A 16171-nucleotide genomic window follows, 5' to 3' on the forward strand; every position below is an offset into this window, starting at 1 on the left:
ATGGCGGGCTAGCTTGCTGGTTCTGGAGAATGCCGCCGGCGCCGGGCGGTCGGGCATGCGCAGGGCATCACGCTCGGAAACGAGAAGATGTCTTGCCGTTTGAGCCTGACGGCGGAATGCTGGTCGGCGGGTCACGATGGAGCGCGGCAATGACGAGCGAAACTCCGCTTAAGTTCCATGTGCCGGAGCCTGCGAGCCGTCCGGGCGGGCAGCCCGATTTCTCAAATGTCGTGATCCCGGAAGCCGGCTCGGTCCGGCGCCCGCCGGTCGATGTGGCGCCCGACGAGATCCGCGATCTCGCCTATTCGATCATCCGCGTGCTGGATCGGGACGGGCAGGCCGTCGGTCCATGGGCTCCGCCGCTCGACCAGGACGATCTGGTCCGCGGCCTGCGCCACATGATGACGCTGCGCACCTTCGACGCCCGCATGCAGATGGCCCAGCGCCAGGGCAAGACCTCGTTCTACATGCAGCACACCGGCGAGGAGGCCGTGAGCTGCGCCTTCCGCATCGCGCTCTCGCCCGGCGACATGAACTTCCCGACCTATCGCCAGGCGGGTCTGCTCATCGCGAACGACTACCCGCTGGTCGACATGATGTGCCAGATCTACTCCAACGAGCGCGACCCGATGAAGGGTCGCCAGCTCCCGGTGATGTATTCGTCGAAAGAGCACGGCTTCTTCTCGATCTCCGGCAATCTGACCACCCAGTTCGTCCAGGCCGTGGGCTGGGCCATGGCGTCGGCGATCAAGGGCGACAGCAAGATCGCAGCCGCCTGGGTCGGTGACGGCGCCACGGCGGAATCGGATTTCCACGCCGCACTGGTCTTCGCCTCGACCTACAAGGCCCCCGTCGTGCTCAACGTCGTCAACAACCAATGGGCGATCTCGACCTTCCAGGGCATTGCGCGCGGCGGTTCGGGCACTTTCGCCGCGCGCGGACTGGGCTTCGGCATCCCCGCGCTGCGCGTCGACGGCAACGACTACCTTGCGGTCTATGCCGTTGCGCAATGGGCGATCGAGCGGGCGCGGCGCAATCTCGGCCCGACGCTGGTCGAATACGTCACCTACCGCGCCGGCGCGCATTCGACCTCGGACGACCCTTCCGCCTATCGGCCCAAGCACGAGTCGGAAGGCTGGCCGCTGGGCGATCCGCTTCTCAGGCTGAAGGCGCATCTGATCGCGACCGGCGCCTGGAGCGAGGAGCGCCACAAGCAGACGGAGGCCGAAATTCTCGCCACCGTCATCGCCGCGCAGAAGGAGGCCGAGAGCTTCGGCACGCTGCATGCGGGAGGCAAGCCGTCGGCGCGCGATATCTTCGAGGACGTCTACGCCGAATTGCCGCCGCATCTGCGCCGGCAGCGCCAACAGATCGGAGTCTGAGGATGATGCCTTCGCGTCGACCCCCTCTCCGTCATGCTCGCCCTTGTGGCGAGCATCCACGTCTTGAACTCACGCCACGTCTTGAACTCAGGCTTGGACCAGCCAAGACGTGGATGGTCGGGACAAGCCCGACCATGACGAGGTCGCCCTGCCGCCCGATCGGAGCTCGCTGAATCATGGCCCGCATGACGATGATCGAGTCGATCCGTTCCGCCATGGACGTCTCGATGGGCCGCGACGACAATGTCGTGGTGTTCGGCGAGGATGTCGGCTTCTTCGGCGGCGTCTTCCGCTGCACCCATGGCCTGCAGCAGAAATACGGCGTCAGCCGCTGTTTCGATGCGCCCATCAACGAACTCGGCATCGTCGGCACGGCGGTCGGGATGGCGGCCTATGGGTTGCGCCCCTGTGTCGAGATCCAGTTCGCCGACTACATGTACCCGGCCTATGACCAGATCGTCTCGGAAGCGGCTCGGCTGCGCTACCGCTCGGCCGGCGATTTCACCTGCCCGATCGTCATCCGCATGCCGACCGGCGGCGGCATCTTCGGCGGCCAGACCCACAGCCAGAGCCCGGAAGCGCTCTTCACCCATGTCTCCGGCCTGAAGACTGTCGTCCCGTCCAACCCCTACGACGCCAAGGGCCTGCTGATCGCGGCGATCGAGGATCCCGACCCGGTGATCTTCCTCGAACCGAAACGGCTCTATAACGGCCCCTTCGACGGCCATCACGACCGGCCGGTGACGCCCTGGTCCAAGCATGATCTCGGCGAGGTCCCAGACGGCCATTATGCCCTGCCGCTGGGCAAGGCCGCGATCCGCCGCGAAGGCTCAGCCGTCACCGTCATCACCTATGGCACCATGGTGCATGTCGCGCAGGCCGTGGCCGAGGAGACCGGCATCGATGCCGAGATCATCGACCTGCGGACGCTGGTGCCGCTCGATCTCGATACCATCATCGCCTCCGTCGCCAAGACCGGCCGCTGCGTCGTGCTCCACGAGGCGACCTTGACCTCGGGCTTCGGCGCGGAACTGGCGGCTCTGGTCCAGGAGCACTGCTTCTACCATCTCGAGGCGCCGGTGACGCGTGTCGCCGGCTGGGACACGCCCTATCCGCATGCGCAGGAATGGGCCTATTTCCCCGGCCCGGCCCGTGTCGGGCAGGCGCTGCGCGACATCATGGAGGCCCGCTGATGGCCGAGCGCATCATCAAGCTTCCGGACGTGGGCGAAGGCATCGCCGAGGCGGAGCTCGTCGAGTGGCACGTCAAGGTCGGCGACATCGTACGCGAGGACGATCTGCTGGCCGCCGTGATGACCGACAAGGCGACCGTCGAGATTCCCGCACCGATCGACGGAGAGGTGCTGTGGATCGGCGCCGAAATCGGCGACACCGTCGCGATCGGCTCCGCGATCGTACGTCTCAAGATCGCCGGCGACGCAAATGCGGCCGATGAGCCAGAGCCTGCCGCGGAAGAGGCGCCGGCGGAGAAGCCAGCAGCGGCAACACCCCCGGCCAAGCCGAAAGCTGCCGAGTCGAAAACTGGCGAGCCGAAAGCCGCCGAGCCTGCCGCCGACGCGCCGCCCCGTGCCCTGCTGACGCCCGCGCCCAGGAAAGCGCCCACGCCCGCTCCAGCGGCGTCGCCCTTGCCGCGGCGAGCGGTCGGCGAAAAGCCGATCGCCTCTCCCGCCATACGCCTCAAGGCCCGCGAAGCCGGCATCGATTTGCGCCAACTCCAGGGCTCCGGCCCCGGCGGCCGCATCACGCATGAGGACATCGACGCCTTCCTGCTGCGCGGTCCCGAAGCCGGACATGCGCCGGGGCTGGCCCAGAAGACGGGCGTCACCGATATCAAGGTCGTCGGCCTCAGGCGCAAGATCGCCGAGAAAATGGCGCTGTCGAAGTCGCGCATCCCGCACATCACCATCGTCGAGGAGGTGAACGTCACTCCGCTCGAAGATCTGCGCGCGACGCTGAACAAGAAGCCCACGCCCGAGCGGCCCAAGCTGACGCTGCTGCCCTTCCTGATGCGCGCCATGGTCAAGGCGATCTCGGAGCAGCCGAACCTGAACGCGCTCTATGACGACGATGCCGGCATCATCCATCAGCATGCCGGCATCCATATCGGCATCGCCACGCAGACCCCGTCGGGGCTGATGGTTCCGGTGGTCAAGCACGCCGAGGCCCGCAGCATCTGGGACTGCGGCATCGAGCTCAATCGCATCGCCGAGAAAGCACGCGACGGCAGCGCGACGCGCGACGAGCTGACGGGATCGACGATCACCATCACCTCGCTGGGCGCGCTCGGCGGCATCGCGACAACGCCGGTGATCAACTACCCGGAAGTGGCCATCGTCGGCGTCAACAAGATGATGATCCGGCCGGTCTGGGACGGCACCACCTTCGTGCCGCGCAAGATGATGAACCTGTCCTGCAGCTTCGATCATCGCGTCATCGACGGCTGGGACGCCGCCGTCTTCGTCCAGCGCCTCAAGGAGCTGATCGAGAACCCGGCCACGCTGTTCGTGGATATCTGATGTTGAGCGTTCGGACACGGACCGCACGAACCCGTCATTGCGAGGAGCGCAGCGACGAAGCAATCCAGGAAGGCGTAAAGCCCAATCCTGTGGATTGCTTCGCTGCGCTCGCAATGACGATGTGGTTCCGCCGTATCGATCCGACCATTTGGGGCGAGGACTTCGCATGACCGAGATCATCTGCAAGCTGCTCGTCATTGGCGCCGGCCCCGGCGGCTATGTCTGCGCCATCCGCGCCGGCCAGCTCGGCATCGACACCGTCATCGTCGAGAGCACCAAGCTCGGCGGCAGCTGCCTGAATGTCGGCTGCATCCCCTCCAAGGCGATGATCCATGTCGCCGAGGAGTTCGAGAAGGTCGCGCTCGCGGCCGCCGGCAAGACCCCTTTCGGCTTGACGGCCTCTGCCCCCGCGCTCGATCTGAAACAGGCCGTGGCCTGGAAGGACGGCATCGTCCAGCGGCTCAACAACGGCGTTGCAGCGCTGCTGCGCAAGTCGAAGGTCAAGATCGTCCACGGCAAGGCCCGTTTCCGCGACGGCAAGACCGTCGTGGTGGAAACCGAGACCGGCCCTAAGGTGATCAGGGCGGAGATTATCGTCATCGCCACCGGCTCGGCGCCGGTCGAGCTGCCCTTCCTGCGCTTCGGCGGCAACATCATCTCCTCCACACAGGCCCTGTCGCTGGCCGAATTGCCCAAGCGGCTCACCGTGGTCGGCGGCGGCTATATCGGCCTCGAACTCGGCACGGCCTTCGCGAAGCTTGGCTCTAAGGTGACGGTGGTTGAGGCGCTGCCCCGCATCCTGCCGCTCTATGACGAGGAGCTGACAGCCCCGGTGGCGAAACATCTCGCAGGGCTCGGCGTCGAGGTCCTGCTCGGCGCCAAGGCGAAGGGCATGACGCCGAAGGGAGACGCGCTGCGCATCGAGACCGCTGACGGGCAGGAGAAAAGCATTGCCTCGGACAAGATCCTCGTCACGGTGGGCCGGACGCCCACGACCGCGAGCCTTGGCCTCGAAGAGCTCGTGCTCGACATGGACGGCCGTTTCATCCGCATCGGCGAACGCTGCGAGACCTCGATGCGCGGCATCTACGCCATTGGCGACGTAACGGGCGAGCCGATGCTGGCGCATCGCGCCATGGCGCAGGGCGAGATGGTCGCCGAGATCGTCGCCGGCCTGCCGCGCGCCTGGGACAAGCGCTGCATTCCCGCGATCTGTTTCACCGATCCGGAGATCGTCTCCGCCGGGCTGTCGCCCGACGACGCCCGTAGCGCCGGCCTCGCCATCAAGACCGGGCAGTTCCCCTTCGCCGCCAATGGCCGTGCCATGACGCGCCATGGCGAGGTCGGCTTTGTCCGGATCGTCGCGCAGGCCGAGACGCAGGTCGTGCTGGGCATTCAGGCAGTGGGGCAGGGCGTCTCCGAGCTGTCGACGGCCTTTGGCCTCGCCATCGAGATGGGCGCGACGCTGGAGGATATCGCCGGCACGATCCACGCCCATCCGACGCTCGGAGAAGGTTTTCAGGAAGCGGCGCTGAAAGCGCTCGGCCACGCCATCCATATCTGAGGGCGCGGCCGGCCTGAGCCTGCTGTTCTCGGAACCACACCGTCATTCCGGGGCGACCCGCAGGGTCGAGCCCGGAACCCATAACCGCCGGCGGTTCAGGACGAAGCGGTCCGCCGCTTCTGGCCTAGCTTGCTGACACCCGAGGTTATGGGTTCCGGGCTCTTCGCTGCCGCGAAGCCCCGGAATGACAGAACGCTTCCGCCAAAACGAAGCGTGCTCTACAACCGCAGGCCCCCGTCGACGGCGATCTCCGCGCCGTTGATGTAGCCGCCCTCGACCGAGCACAGCAGCAGCGCTGTTCCCGCGCAATCCTGCGGCTCGCCGATCCGGCCCAGCGGGATGCGTTCCAGCACAGCTGCTTCATAGCTCCTGTCGGCGAGGACGGTCCGGTTGCGGTCGGTCAGGATCGCGCCGGGCTTGATCACGTTGAAGGTGATGTCGGACGCGCGGATCGTGCGGGCGAGGTTGAGGATCATGCTGGTCTGAGCCGCCTTGGTCGCGGCGTAATAGAGGCAATCGGCATTCGGCCTGCTCTCCTGCACGCTGCCGATCGCGATGACCCGGCCGAATCCGCGTGCGATCATGCCGGGCAGGAAAGCCTTGATCAGCCGCGCTGTCGCATGGAGATTGACCTCGCTCTGGGTCGCGAGCGCGTCGTCGTCGACGGCGTCCCAGCGCTGCCGGATTTCCGCCGAGGCTGACAGCACCAGGATATCGGGCTCGCGCTGCAAAGCGACGAGGTCAGCCTGCATCAGCGCCGGCGCCCGCGGATCGACGAGATCATGGACGAGCAGGCTCGCTTGCAGTCCATCCTCATGCAACTGCGCGATGGCCGCGCTGGCTTCGACGCCATCGCGGTCGTGCAGCACGCTATGCGCGCCAGCTTTGGCCAATGCGGCGGCGATGGCGAGCCCGATCCCGCGTGCTGCCCCGGTGACGAGCGCCGTGCGGCCTGAAAGAGCGCCCATCCTTTAGCCGAGCAGCGGACGCACGCGCTTCACCGCGTCGTCCATCGCGGCTTGGGCCGGCTTGATGCCGAGGATGGCGGCCTGGGTTTCCTCGATGAAGATGTCATGCGCGCGCGCCTGCTCGTCGAAGGCCGGCAGATGGATGCGCGAGGCTTTGAGCGCCGCCGCCTCGTCGGCCGCATAGGGCATGGCGGCCATCAGCGCCGGGTCGGCATAAGTCGAGATACGCGTCGGGCCGTTGCCGTTCAGGGCCATCGTCCTGGTGCCGGCTTTCGAGGAGAGCGCGCGGATCAGATCCCAGGAGAGCGGCTTCTGTTTCGCGTTTTTCGGGATGACCAGCGACCAGAACTCGACGGTCGGCGCATAGGCGACCTTCCCCGCGAGATCGGCGGACATCGGCGGCAGCAGCGATTTGAAGCGCCCGCCATACTTGCCCTTTTGTGGATCGTTATAGGTGACCAGCCGTGCGAAGGGGTTGATCGTCATCGCGGCGCGCCCCTGCTGCATCCAGGTCGTGATCTCCTCGTTGTTCACGGTCGCGAAATTGCGCGGCAGGACGCCCGCCTTGTAGAGATCGGCAAGGGTCGAAAGCGCCTTCACCATCGGGGCCTCGGCCGCGACGAGCTTGCCGTCTGGCGTCATGTAGTCGCCGCCGAGGCAGCGCGCGAGGGTGAGGAAGTTCGAGGCGAAGACGGCGGTGAAGGCCAGCCCCTGAACCTGCGTGCCGTCATCGCGCTTGAAGGTCAGCTTGCGGGCCAGCTCGACCAGCTCCTCGAAAGTCGCCGGCAGCTTGGTGACGCCGCGCTCCTCGAGGATCGCCTCGTTGTAGATCAGTGCATTGGTGGCGTGCCGGACCGGAATGCCGTGCAGGGCGCCGTCGAGCTTCAGCGGCGCGATCAGCCCCGGCGCGAAATCGTCGGGGGCTTCCAGCGGCGCATCCTTCATCAGCGCGTCCAACGGCTCGAACAGTCGGAGATTGCGCGGCACGGCCCTGCCGTTCAGCAGATAGCCGACATCGATTGAGGTTTCGCCCAGCGTCACCTCCCGCAGCAGCCGCTCATGGATGGCGTTGTTGTCGCCGAAGGTGACCCAATTGACGCTCGCGCCGGCCTGTTTGCGCCAGGCTTCAGTGGCGTCTCCGGCCGGACCGGTCGTTGCGGAGGTCTGGTGGACGCGGTGGCCGAGCGCTGTCAGCGCCTTGCCTTGCGCGAAAACGCTTCCGCCAAGAGCGAGCGAGGACGCAGCACCCGCGGCGAGCAGGCCCAATCCGCGTCGCGAAAGGGGGAGCGAGATTGGTGGCAGTTGCTTCGACATGGCGTATCTCCCGTTGGCATGCCTGCCCTGTTCCGGGCAGTTCGACGTGGCTCAGGCCGGCAGCAACGGCTTCACTCGCTTGACCAGGGAGGCCATCGCTTCCTCCGGAGTTTTCATGCCGAGCACGGCCGCTTCCGCCTCTTCCTTGAACAGGTCGCCGGCGCGTGCGGCCTCGTCGAAGGCCGGCAGCGGCACGCGCGCGACCTTGAGCACCTTCAGCTCCTCGGCGGCATAGGGCACGGTGTTGGCGAAGCCCGCATCTGCATAGGTCGAGGCGCGCACCGGGCCGTTGCCGTTGAGCGCGGCCTTCAGCGTGGCGTCCTTCGAGGCCATCGCCTTGATGAAGCTCCAGGACAGGTCTTTCCGCTTGGCGTTCTTGGGGATGACCATGCCCCAGAACTCGACCTTGGCCGGCGCGGCGTCGTATTTGCCGGTGAGCGTCTTCGACGCGGGAACGGCGATCGTCTTGATCTTGCCGGGGAATTTCGACTTCTGCGGGTCGTTGTAGATGCGGTTGCGGCCCATGCTCTGCAGGCTCATCGCGGCGCGTCCCGTCTGCATCCAGACATTGACGTCTTCGGTTGAAAGCGTCGCGAAGGTGCGCGGGAAGGCTCCGGCCTCGAACAGGGACCGCAGCAGCTTGATCGCGTTAAGCATCGGCGGCTGATCGGCGACGCATTTGAAGTCCGGCGTGATGAAGTCGCCATCCCAGGCACGAGCGATGTCGATCACATTGGGATAGGTCACGCCGGGCATGCACAGCCCGACGACCGCCGTCCCGTCGCTGCGGCGATAGGTGCAGGCGCGGGCGATCTCGATCATCTCCTCGATCGTTGCCGGCGGCTTGTTGAAGCCCTTCTCGGCCAGCAATTCCTCATTGTAATGCAGGCCGGAGGAGGCATGGCGGAACGGCACCGCCAGTTGCTTGCCACCGACCTTCATGCCGTCCATCAGACCGGGGAAGATGTCGGCGGCGTCCTCCAGCGGATCGCGCTTCATATAGTCGTCGAGCGGCTCGAACAGGTTGGTGGCGCGCGGGATGGCCTGCGTGTTCAGGAGGAAGCCGACATCGACACTGGTCTCGCCGAGGCTCGCCTCGCGGAATAGCCGCTCCTGCAGAGGGCCTGTGTCGAAAGTGGTCCACTGGATCGTGCCGCCGTTCTTTTCGGCCCACGCCTTGGTGATGTCGCCGCCCTGAGCGCCGGTCGCGACCGTCTGCATGACGCGATGGGCGAAGACGTTGAACGGACCGCCTTGCTGGGCAAGGGCCGGCAACGTGGCGCCTCCGAAGCTTAGCCCGATGAAGCCGCCCAGCAGCTCTCTACGGTCCAGCCCTGTCCTTATGGTCATGGTGATCCTCCCTGCGATTCGCGATTTCCGCGATGGCGACTTCAGCCGCTTCGAAATGTGTGTTCATGGCGGCTTCCGCCGCCGTGGCATCGCCGGCAATGATCGCCTCGACGACGCGGACATGCCGTTCATAGGTCTTGAACCAATCGGAGGTATTGCGCGCCTCGCGCGAATTGAAGCTCTCCATCACCTCGCGGATCACCGGCCTCAGGCCCTGGATCTGCAGGTCGAGCAGGCTGTTGCCCGAGGAGGCGGCCAGCGCCTCGTGAAAGTCCAGATCGGCCTCGATCCAGCGCGGCACGTCCGACAGGGCCGCCTTCATCCGCACCAGAATCGCGCGCAGGCGCTCGATATCGGCGGGCGTGCGGCGTTCCGCGCTGTAGCGCGCGATCGGTGGCTCCAGAATGCGGCGCAGCTCGATCGCTTCCATCAATCCGGTCTTGCTGCCGCGCACCGCGAAACGGAAGAAGCGGTCGAGCGGGCCGGCGTCGAGCGCCTGGATCCGCGTCGGCTTGCCCTGCTGGATGTGGACGACGCCCATCGCCGCGAGCTGGCGGATGGCTTCTCGCGCGATCGGCTTGCTGACGCCGAACGAGGCGGCGATCCTGGCTTCGGACGGCAGGGCGTCGCCGGGCTTCAGCCGGCCGTCATGGATCGCCTGCGTGATCCGCGCGATCAGCGCATCGCCCAGCCGCGTCGGAACGACATCGGACGCCGCGAACGGGTCGGCGTCGATCTCCGGGGCAAGGGCGGCATCACTCATCAAAATCTCCATGACCGGATGATTGACATATGCTGCGCAGGTTTGCAATTGATCAACCTATCAGATAAGTAGATAAGTGAAGTGAGAAAGCCCGGATGTCCTCCCGCAGCATCGCCAAGATCACCTCCCATCCGTTGCGGGCCGTGCTGGAGAAAACCCAGCGGACGTCGCAGGGCGACTATCCAGCCATCGAGCTCGTGGTCGTCGAGGTCACGACGAGCGATGGCGTGGTCGGGTTCGGCGAGGGGCTCGCCCGGCGGGGAGCGGCCGGATATGCCCGGCTGATCGATGACGTGCTGACCCCGCGATTGATCGGCCGCGATCCCGCCGACCGCCGCGCGCTCTGGAAGACGATGCGGGCTGCGCTCTCCGGCCAGCCCGGCGGGCAGCTCGTCGAGGCGATCTCGGCCGTTGACATCGCGCTCTGGGATATTGCCGGCAAACTCGCGGGATTGCCGATCCACAAGCTTCTCGGCGGCATGGGGCGCACCAGCGTCCCGGCTTATGCATCCTCCATCAACTGGCTCGACGATGCCACGGTCGAGGCCGAGGTGGCGGCCGTGCTCAAGGCCGGCTTCCGCGAGATCAAGGTCAAGCTCGGCCACCCGCTCAAGGATGCGATCGCCCGGGCGAAATTCGTCCGCAAGCTCGCAGGCGACGATATCGCGCTCTATGTCGACGCCAACTGGGCCTATGATGTCGATGACGCGATGATCGTCGGGCGCGCACTCAGCGATCTCGGTTATGGCTTCTTCGAGGAGCCGATCGCCCCTCACGACCGCGCCGGCTATGCCCGCCTCGCGCAGCACCTGCCGATCAGGCTCGCCGCCGGCGAAAGCGACTATGTCGCCTCCGAAGCGCTGGAGATGCTGAAGACCCGCTCGCTGGGCCTGATTCAGCCCGACGTGACCCGTTCCGGCGGCATCACCGAAACCTGGCGCATCGCCGAGCTCGCAGCCGCCTTCAATACGGCGTACGCGCCCCATGTCGGCTGGTCCGGCGCGATCTGCGTCGCCGCCAGCCTCCAGCTCGCCGCCGCTGCCGAAACCCTGCGCACCTTCGAGTGCATGGTCTACGCCAACCCACTGCGCGATGCCTTCGCCCATCCGGTCGTCGGGGAGGGGCATCAACTGGTCGAGGGGCAATTGCTGGTGCCGCAGGGTCCGGGTCTCGGCATCGAGATCGACCGCGAGATGCTCGCGCGCTACCGGGTCGCGTGACGATGGCTCCTCACTCACCGCCACTCGCCGGCTCCCCGCTGAGCCCTCATCCTGAGGAGCGCCGCAGGCGCGTCTCGAAGGATGCTCGTCGAGGCTCCGGTGCCGTCTGGACCATCCTTCGAGACGCCGCTTGCGCGGCTCCTCAGGATGAGGGCTTCGGTAGGGGCGCGGATGAAGGAAACGAAGCTTGACCGTCCGCACGCCTCTTTCCGCCCTGGCCCTCGTCAGCCCGGTCCAGCTGATGGTCGGCGGCATCATCTTCCTGCCGGCGATCTATGTGTTCTGGCTCAGCCTGAACCAGTCCTCCTTCGGGCAGGCGATGAGTTTCGTCGGCTTCGCCAATTACGCGAAGGTGCTGGGCGATCCCTATTTCTGGCGGGCGCTCCTCAACACGGTCATCGTCGTTGTCGTCGTCGTGCATGTCGAATTGCTGCTGGGCCTGCTGATGGCGCTGTTCTTCGCCTCGGGCGTGCCGTTCCGGCCGATCCTGCTCGCCATCGTGCTCGCGCCCTATGCGGTCAGCGAGGTCTCGGCCGTCGTGATGTGGCGTTATCTGTTCGAGCCCGATGTCGGGATGATGAGCCAGATGCTGGCCTGGTTTGGGCTGCCGCCGATCGAATGGGCGGTGAAGCCGAGCCATGGGCTCTTCATGGTCTCGCTGCTCTCGATCTGGCTGCACCTGCCCTTCAGCTTCATCATCATTTACGCGGCGCGGCTCTCGGTACCCGGCGAACTCTACGAGGCCGGCGCCATCGACGGTGCGACTGGCTGGACCGCGTTTCGCCGTATCACCCTGCCGCTGCTGATGCCGGCGCTGCTGATCGCGGCGTTGTTTCGCTACATCTTCGCCTTCCGGCTGTTTTCCGAGGTCTGGCTGATGACCGGCGGCGGGCCGGCGCGCACCACCGAGGTGCTGGCGGTTTATCTCTATCTCGAAGCCTTCCGGTACAACGCCTTCGGCTCGGCGGCGGCAACCGGTTGGCTGCTCGTGCTCGCCTCGCTCCTGCTCGCGCTGTTCTACCTGCGCGGGCTCTACAGGGAGATGTTTGCCAAGCATGCCTAAGCTCATGGATAAGTTTCCGCTCCTTCGCGCCTTCCTCAAAAGCCTCGGCGTCCTCGTCATCCTCGCCTGGTCGATCCTGCCGATCGCGCTGATCGCGATGTCGTCCTTCAAGGCTGATCGCGACATCTTCTCGCTGACCTCGCGCTTCAGTTTCACGCCGACGCTGGCGAATTACACGCTGCTCTGGGAGCGCTGGGGCGATTTCTTTCACGGCCTCTGGAACAGCTTTCTCGTCACGGTCGGGGCGACGGTCCTGGCCGTTACGGTCTCGCTGCTGGCCGGATTCGCCTATTCGCGCCATGCCGGCAAAGGCCTGCAGGCGAGCGCCTTCTTTCTGATCTTCATCCGGCTGATCCCGCCGATCGTGATCACCCTGCCGCTGTTTCCGGTGGTGAACTGGCTCGGGCTCAACGACACGCATTTCATCCTGATCCTGCTCTACGCGACCTTCTTCGTCTCGCTCGGCACCATCGTGATGCGCACCTTCATCGACCAGATCCCGCGCGAGCTGGACGAGTCGGCGATGATCGATGGCGCCTCGCAGTTCCAGATCGTCCGGCGCGTGATCTTTCCGCTCGCGGCGCAGGGCATGCTCGCCGTCGCGGTCTTCGTCATCGTCTACGCCTGGAACGAGTTCCTCTTCGCCTTCATCTTCACCACCACCAAGGCCAAGACCGCGCCGCTGGTCGTTGCCGAGATGATCGGCGCAGTCGAGGGCGTGGAATGGGGCGTGCTCTTCGCCGCTTCCACCCTTCAACTCCTGCCCGTGCTCGCCTTCGTCATCCTCATGCAGAAGCATCTCGTCGCCGGGCTCACGGCCGGCGCGGTGAAAGGATAGGTCATGACCCAACTCGACGATTTTCGCCGCGCCATCCGCGAGGCCGACCCGCAACTCAGCCGTTTCGACCCCTTGCCCCGGATCATCTGCCTCGATGATTTCGACCGTGGCATGTGCGGCTGGACCCAGCTCGTCGGCAATTACGAAGTCTCGCTCGACGCGATGCTGCCGGGCTACGCCCAGCACACGCATGCGATGCTATCGACCCTGCCAAACTGGGATTTCGGCTCGCATGGCGGCGTCGATGGCTCCTATGCGCTGAAGCTCGCGACCCGCCCCAGGGCCGGCGCGCAGAACGTCACGCTGAAGCGCCTGACCTTTCGCAAGGCCGGGCCGATCCGGATGGAGTGCTATTTCACCTTCAAGCCCGAGGCGAGCGAGATGGAGCTGATGGAGACCGATGTCCGCTCCTTCGGCTTCCTCTACGATCTCCAGGTCGGCGATCAGGTCGGGGCCGGCGGCGAGCGCGTGATGCCGCATCTGCGCTTCCTCAACGCCAAGGACGGCGAGCACCTGCAGAAATGGCAGTTCAAGCGCAAGACGACGCCGATCAAGCCGATCGGCCATGCCGGCAAGACCATCTCGCACTACCATCTCGCGGAATCGGATTGGGAGGACCTGCCCGGCGGCGAGCAGCGGCTCTGCTACAACGAGATCCCGACCAAGATTAACTGGCATTATCTGCGCTTCGATTTCGATCTCGCCACGATGAAGGCCACCGGCTTCCAGGTGAACGATCGCAGCTTCGATCTCTCGACCTTCGAGCCGATCCGCATCCCCGCGATGAAGAACCTCTGGTGCATGCTCAATCTCTGCTTCTTCGTGGAGACCGACACCGACAAGCGCGCCTTCGCCTATCTCGACTCGGTCTGTCTTTCGGGGGATTTCTGATGCTGCCTGAAAACCTTACCGCCATCGTCGCCCGCAACGAGATCTGGACCGGCGAGGCCGCGACCGAACCCTATGAGGCCGGCTGGGCCAAGGAGGCGGTCGTCTTCATGCGTGCGCTCAAAGCTCCGAAAGGCACGCTGCCGAAGGCGCGCATCGAGATCTCGGCCGACGGCATGCATTGGGTGCCGGAAGGCTCGGTCTTCGACATGCCCGCCGCGCTGGATGCCGTGACCTTCCAGCGTGTCGCGCATTTCGGCAATTTCCTGCGCGTCGCGGTGTCCCTGCCGGCCGGAGCCGAGATCACTGTCCTGGTCACGTTCCATTTGAAGGCGTGACGGATACCCGGGCGCGGCGTAAGCGCGCACGCTGCAACGATTGATGCATACAATATTGACATTGTATTGATCGGGCATGATGTGAAGGGCGACGCCGATTGATCGGCGCCGCCTCAAGGAGCCCGTCATGTTCGCCGAGCAATGGCCACCCCTGTCGCCGATGCAGACGGGCCTGCGCGGTCGCTGCCCGCGCTGCGGGCAGGGCAAGCTGTTCGACGGCTTCCTGAAGATCCGGCCGAAATGCGAAGCCTGCGGCCTCGATTATTCCTTCGCCGATCCCGCAGATGGCCCGGCCTTCTTCGTGATGATGTTCGTCTGCGTGCCCGCGGTCGCCTTCGCGCTCTGGCTGGAAATCGCCTATGAGCCGCCGATGTGGGTCCATCTGGTGACGACGCTGCCGGTCGTGCTGCTGACCTGCATCCCGCCGCTCCAGCCGCTGAAGGGCTGGTTGATCGCGGCCCAGTTCTTCCACAAGGCCGAGGAAGGCCGCCTCGCGCGCCCTAAAAGCGAGGACGCTGCCGCCAACTGAAGCGCATCGACAGGCGCGCATCAAACGATGGCGTGATCGGCCGTGCTGTCGCTCCCCATGATCGACGCGAGCGTCCGGAGCGCGGTAGCGAGACGTCCGCGCTCGGGCACGCCGCCCAGTGATATCCTGACAGCGTCGGGCGCCCGGCCTTCCGCGCTGAAGGCGTCGGACGGCGTCACGCCCAATCCCTCCTGGCGGGCCGCTTCGATCAGGCGATAGCGGTCCCAATGCGCCGGCAGGGGCTGCCAGACATGCAGGCCGTTCGGATGCGCCCGGGCCGAGGCCGGCAGGATCGACCTTGCCAGCAACTGGCGCTCCGCCGCCTCCCGCCGCACGCCTTGCAGAATGTCGTTTGCAGCGCCGATCCGGATCCAATGGGTCGCCAGCGCCGTCATCAGCGGCGCCGGCATGACGCAGATCGCGCGCAGGTTCGAGACGAGGGCGTCGCGGCTTGCGCCGGCGGGAACCACGACGAAGGCTGTCCGCAGCCCTGGCGTGAGCACTTTCGAAAGCGTCGCGACATGAAAGGTCCGCTCCGGCGCCAGCACGGCGAAAGGTGGCGGCGCATCGCCTGCCAGGAGGCTGTAGGGGTCGTCCTCGATGATGGTGAGGTCGCGCGCTCGCGCGATGCGCACGATCTCCTGACGGCGTCCTGCCGGCATGGTCACGGTCGTCGGGTTCTGGATGGTCGGCGTCAGGCAGATGAGTTTCGAGCCATGGTTGCGAGCCGCCTCGTCCAGGGCCTCCGGCAGAACCCCCTCCGCATCGGCTGCGACGGACACCGGCCGCATGCCGCGATGCCGCGCCGCAGCGAGCAGGCCGGGATAGGTCAGGGGCTCGGTCAGAAGCGCGTCGCCGGGGCCGGCCTGCAAGGCCAGCAGGGCCAGCAGCGCGGTCTGTGCGCCGGGCGCGACCACGAGCCGTTCCGGCTCGACGCGACCCAGGGTCGGCTCCAGCCAAGCGCAGCCCGCCGCCCGTTCGGCGAGCGAGCCTGCGCCGACATGGTAGGTCATCAGCAGATCGGCGCTGGAACGCGCCAGCATCTCGGCGAGGCCACGCTGCATCAACTCCGCCAGACGCACGCCCTTGGGCGCCGGCGGGATATTCATGCTGAGATCGATCGGCGGCCCGGATTGCTCCTTGCGCGTCGACACGAACGAGCCGCGCCCGGTCACGGCGTCGAGCAGGTTGCGCTGCCTCGCCTCGGCATAGGCGCGCGTCACGGTGGTCAGGTCGACATCGAGAAGTTCGGCCAGCTTGCGCTGCGGAGGCAACTTGTCGCCGGGACGCAGCGTTCCGGCCGCGACCGCGTCGCCGATCAGGGTGACGATCTGCAGATAGCGCGGGCCGGCCGCAGGATCGAGGCGGCTGATCCAGGATGCCGTCTTGCCACCCAGCGCCATATGAAGACCTCGCGC

General features: G+C 66.0%; 15 protein-coding genes. 10 read left to right on the forward strand and 5 right to left on the reverse strand.

Annotation, left to right across the window (positions count from 1 at the left end):
- The first annotated feature begins 149 nt into the window (after positions 1 to 149).
- From C4S73_RS00240 to lpdA, 4 genes are all read left to right on the forward strand, one after another.
- Positions 150 to 1382, forward strand: coding sequence for a 3-methyl-2-oxobutanoate dehydrogenase (2-methylpropanoyl-transferring) subunit alpha (locus C4S73_RS00240; RefSeq protein WP_103870476.1), 1233 nt, complete (start codon positions 150 to 152; stop codon positions 1380 to 1382).
- Between the two features lie 176 nt (positions 1383 to 1558).
- A complete protein-coding gene (locus C4S73_RS00245; RefSeq protein WP_103870477.1) occupies positions 1559 to 2575 on the forward strand; it encodes an alpha-ketoacid dehydrogenase subunit beta in 1017 nt (338 codons plus the stop codon).
- Positions 2575 to 3918: a dihydrolipoamide acetyltransferase family protein gene (locus C4S73_RS00250; protein ID WP_103870478.1), complete on the forward strand. Its 1344-nt coding sequence runs from the start codon at positions 2575 to 2577 to the stop codon at positions 3916 to 3918. The genes C4S73_RS00245 and C4S73_RS00250 overlap by 1 nt, the downstream gene beginning before the upstream one ends.
- Positions 3919 to 4084: 166 nt before the next feature.
- Positions 4085 to 5482 carry a dihydrolipoyl dehydrogenase gene (gene lpdA / locus C4S73_RS00255; RefSeq protein WP_103870479.1) on the forward strand — a complete coding sequence of 466 codons (1398 nt, stop codon included), beginning with the start codon at positions 4085 to 4087 and terminating at the stop codon, positions 5480 to 5482.
- Between the two features lie 218 nt (positions 5483 to 5700).
- On the opposite strand, the gene C4S73_RS00260 is transcribed toward lpdA, so the two are convergent.
- Genes C4S73_RS00260 through C4S73_RS00275 form a run of 4 tightly spaced genes read right to left on the reverse strand, consistent with a single transcriptional unit; the run spans position 5701 to position 9877 of the window.
- Positions 5701 to 6450 carry an SDR family NAD(P)-dependent oxidoreductase gene (locus C4S73_RS00260; protein WP_103870480.1) on the reverse strand — a complete coding sequence of 250 codons (750 nt, stop codon included), beginning with the start codon at positions 6448 to 6450 and terminating at the stop codon, positions 5701 to 5703.
- A 3-nt stretch (positions 6451 to 6453) separates the two neighbouring features.
- The gene (locus C4S73_RS00265) at positions 6454 to 7764 is read right to left on the reverse strand and encodes an ABC transporter substrate-binding protein (protein ID WP_103870481.1); all 1311 of its coding nucleotides are present in this window, start codon (positions 7762 to 7764) and stop codon (positions 6454 to 6456) included.
- Between the two features lie 51 nt (positions 7765 to 7815).
- Positions 7816 to 9114, reverse strand: coding sequence for an ABC transporter substrate-binding protein (locus C4S73_RS00270; RefSeq protein ID WP_103870482.1), 1299 nt, complete (start codon positions 9112 to 9114; stop codon positions 7816 to 7818).
- Positions 9086 to 9877, reverse strand: coding sequence for a FadR/GntR family transcriptional regulator (locus tag C4S73_RS00275; protein ID WP_160115623.1), 792 nt, complete (start codon positions 9875 to 9877; stop codon positions 9086 to 9088). The genes C4S73_RS00270 and C4S73_RS00275 overlap by 29 nt, the downstream gene beginning before the upstream one ends.
- A 95-nt stretch (positions 9878 to 9972) precedes the next feature.
- On the opposite strand from C4S73_RS00275, the gene C4S73_RS00280 reads away from it, so the two are divergent.
- The 6 genes from C4S73_RS00280 (at position 9973) to C4S73_RS00305 (ending at position 14753) form a co-directional block, all read left to right on the forward strand.
- Positions 9973 to 11097, forward strand: a complete 1125-nt coding sequence (locus C4S73_RS00280) for a mandelate racemase/muconate lactonizing enzyme family protein (RefSeq protein WP_103870484.1) — start codon at positions 9973 to 9975, stop codon at positions 11095 to 11097.
- Positions 11098 to 11284: 187 nt separating this feature from the next.
- A complete protein-coding gene (locus C4S73_RS00285; RefSeq protein WP_244595377.1) occupies positions 11285 to 12160 on the forward strand; it encodes a carbohydrate ABC transporter permease in 876 nt (291 codons plus the stop codon).
- Complete coding sequence (locus tag C4S73_RS00290; protein WP_244595378.1) at positions 12153 to 12998, forward strand: carbohydrate ABC transporter permease; 846 nt, start codon at positions 12153 to 12155, stop codon at positions 12996 to 12998. Before C4S73_RS00285 ends, C4S73_RS00290 begins: the two co-directional genes overlap by 8 nt.
- 3 nt (positions 12999 to 13001) lie before the next feature.
- A complete protein-coding gene (locus C4S73_RS00295) occupies positions 13002 to 13889 on the forward strand; it encodes a DUF6772 family protein (RefSeq protein WP_103870486.1) in 888 nt (295 codons plus the stop codon).
- Positions 13889 to 14224, forward strand: a complete 336-nt coding sequence (locus tag C4S73_RS00300; protein WP_103870487.1) for a hypothetical protein — start codon at positions 13889 to 13891, stop codon at positions 14222 to 14224. The genes C4S73_RS00295 and C4S73_RS00300 overlap by 1 nt, the downstream gene beginning before the upstream one ends.
- A 127-nt stretch (positions 14225 to 14351) precedes the next feature.
- Positions 14352 to 14753, forward strand: coding sequence for a DUF983 domain-containing protein (locus C4S73_RS00305; protein ID WP_103870488.1), 402 nt, complete (start codon positions 14352 to 14354; stop codon positions 14751 to 14753).
- Positions 14754 to 14773: 20 nt separating this feature from the next.
- On the opposite strand, the gene C4S73_RS00310 is transcribed toward C4S73_RS00305, so the two are convergent.
- Positions 14774 to 16156, reverse strand: coding sequence for an aminotransferase-like domain-containing protein (locus C4S73_RS00310; RefSeq protein ID WP_103870489.1), 1383 nt, complete (start codon positions 16154 to 16156; stop codon positions 14774 to 14776).
- Positions 16157 to 16171: the final 15 nt, after the last annotated feature.

Source organism: Allobosea lathyri, assembly GCF_900108245.1.
GTDB classification, from domain to species: Bacteria; Pseudomonadota; Alphaproteobacteria; order Rhizobiales; family Beijerinckiaceae; genus Allobosea; species Allobosea lathyri.